Raw genomic sequence first — 2,263 nt, 5'->3', positions numbered from 1 at the left:
ACTATACATCAACGAAAGTCGAACGATAAGACAATGATAGTCAGAAGTGACCCACCACTCAACACCAACCCACACCCATATAGGTCTTAGGTGACCTAAAATCCCTTCTGCCCGCCAAATAGGTCACCTGTGACCATCCCTATAGCCAGTGCGAGATGCCGCAGATACAGGGCTTTCGGGAGCCAATACCCCCTTTAGGTCACATGTGATGCGGATTTCGGTGAACGTGACCGAGCGTTTCGCTAATACGTGACCGGTGCTTCCACCCCGGTTGCGCGGGTTCTGGATTGTAATCGCATCGGTCACGATGCGGCTTGTTCCTCGGCTTTTTTTCGGCGCAGCGACTCGCCTTTCATCGTCAGTCGGTAGGCGTTGTGCACCAGGCGGTCGAGGATGGCATCGGCCAGGGTCGGGTCGTTGATCCAGCCGTGCCAGTGCTCGATGGGCAGTTGGCTCGTCAGGATGGTGGAGCGGCTGCCAGCGCGGTCGTCGATCACCTCCAGCAGGTCATGCCGGGCTCCTTCCTCCAGCGGGGCTAGCGCCCAGTCGTCCAGCACCAGGACGTCGACCTTTGCCAGCTGTTGCAGGGTACGGCCGAAGCTGCCGTCGCCATGAGCGATGCGCAGTTGTTCCAGCAGGCGCGGGGTGCGCAGGTACAGGGTGCTATAGCCCTGGCGGCAGGCCTGGTTGCCCAGGGCGCAGGCCAGCCAGGTTTTGCCGGCACCGGTCGGGCCGGTCAGCAGCAGGTTGTGCTGCTGGCGGATCCAGTCGCCACTGGCCAGGGTGGCGATCAGACGCTCGTCCAGGGCGCGTCCGGAGCGGCGGTCGAGATCTTCCAGGCAGGCGTTGGCGTACTTGAGCTTGGCCTTCTTGCGCAGCCGTACCAGGCGCTGGTTGTCACGCCAGGCCAGTTCGCGGTCGAGCAGTAGGCCGAGGCGTTCATCGAAGCTCAGGCTGTGGCTGGCCGGCAGCGTCCATTGCTCTTCCAGGGCGCGGGCCATGCCGTCCAGGCGTAGCTGGTGCAGTTGATTCAGGGTGTGTTGCGGCATCATCGAACAGCTCCTGTTGCGGGGGTTGGTAGTAGTCGGCGCCACGGACGTTCTCGTGGTCGCCGGGTAAGGTCGTTTCGGCGGCACGCTGGGGCAGCGGCTGTTGATCCAGGCCTTGCTGGAGCAGGTTGCGCACGCTGCGCCCGGTGAAGGCGCGCAGGTGTACGGCACGTTCGGCAGCGGCTTCCAGGCGTGCATTGCCATAGCGCCGGGCCAGCGAGAGCAGGCCGAGGCAGGCGCGGTAGCCCATCTCCGGGTGCGGCTTGTGGGTCAGTTGGTGATCGATCAGTTGGCGCGTGTAGGGGCCGATCCGCTCGCCCCAGTCGAGCAGGCGTTGCGGCGTCCACTCACGATGCGCCTGGTGCGCTGCGGGCATGTGTTCGCGCTGGGTACTGTAAGCGCCGCGTCGCCCCAGCAGCAGGTGGCTGGCCACCCGCCGGTTGCCATGCAGCACTTCCAGGGTGTGTGCCGTCAGTCGCACGTCCACGTTCTGCCGGGCCAGGGCGGAGGGCACGCTGTAGAAGCTGCCATTGACCTCGATGTGGTAGTCGATGCTGACCTTGCAGCGCTTGAAGGTGGCGACCTCGTAGGGATGCACCGGCAGCGCTCGCAAGGCCGGGCGATCCAGACGCTCGAACCAGTCGCGCCGGCAGCCATCGAGCCGCTTGAACGGGCGCCGATTCAGATCCTCCAGCAGCTCGGCGATGGCCTGGTTAAGCGCATGCAGGCTGAAGAACTGCCGATGGCGCAGCCGCGCCATGATCCAGCGCTCGACCACCTGCACCGCCACCTCGGCCTTGGCCTTGTCCTGAGGCTTGCGTGGCCGTGCCGGCAGGATCACCGTCTGGTAATGACGCGCGCACTCCAGCGTGGCCCGGTTCAGGCCCGGCTCGTAGCGATCCGGCTGGGCGACCAGGGCGCGCGGATTGTCCGGCACAACCATTTCCGGCACGCCGCCAAAGTAGGTCAGAGCCTGGCCCAGCGAGGTCAGCCAGTCCACCTGGGTTTCGCCTGGCGTCGCGCAGGCATAGGTGTAATTCGAGGCGCCCAGGGCGGCGACGAAGATGTGCGCCCGGCGCACTTCGCCGGTGGCCGGGTCGACCACCGGCAGCGTCGGCCCGGCATAGTCGATGAATAGCTTCTCGCCCGCACGGTGCAGCTGACGCATCGAACGTTTGAGCGTCTGGGCGTAGCGCCGGTAGTGCTCGACGAAC

Annotated in this window: 2 protein-coding genes; both read right to left on the bottom strand. The window is 65.1% G+C overall.

Annotation, left to right across the window (positions count from 1 at the left end; genetic code table 11):
• Window positions 1-302: 302 nt before the first annotated feature.
• The gene (gene istB, locus M8C11_RS30065; protein WP_003460139.1) at window positions 303-1,052 is read right to left on the bottom strand and encodes an IS21-like element IS1474 family helper ATPase IstB; all 750 of its coding nucleotides are present in this window, start codon (window positions 1,050-1,052) and stop codon (window positions 303-305) included.
• Window positions 940-2,263, bottom strand: a 1,324-nt coding sequence (istA, locus tag M8C11_RS30060; protein ID WP_252454801.1) for an IS21 family transposase, incomplete at its 5' end; no start/stop codon positions are given. The genes istB and istA, both read right to left, overlap by 113 nt.

This window comes from Micromonospora sp. CPM1 (assembly GCF_023896895.1).
Taxonomy (GTDB): Bacteria; Actinomycetota; Actinomycetes; order Mycobacteriales; family Micromonosporaceae; genus Micromonospora; species Micromonospora tulbaghiae.
This window is presented reverse-complemented; position numbering and strand designations above follow the sequence as displayed.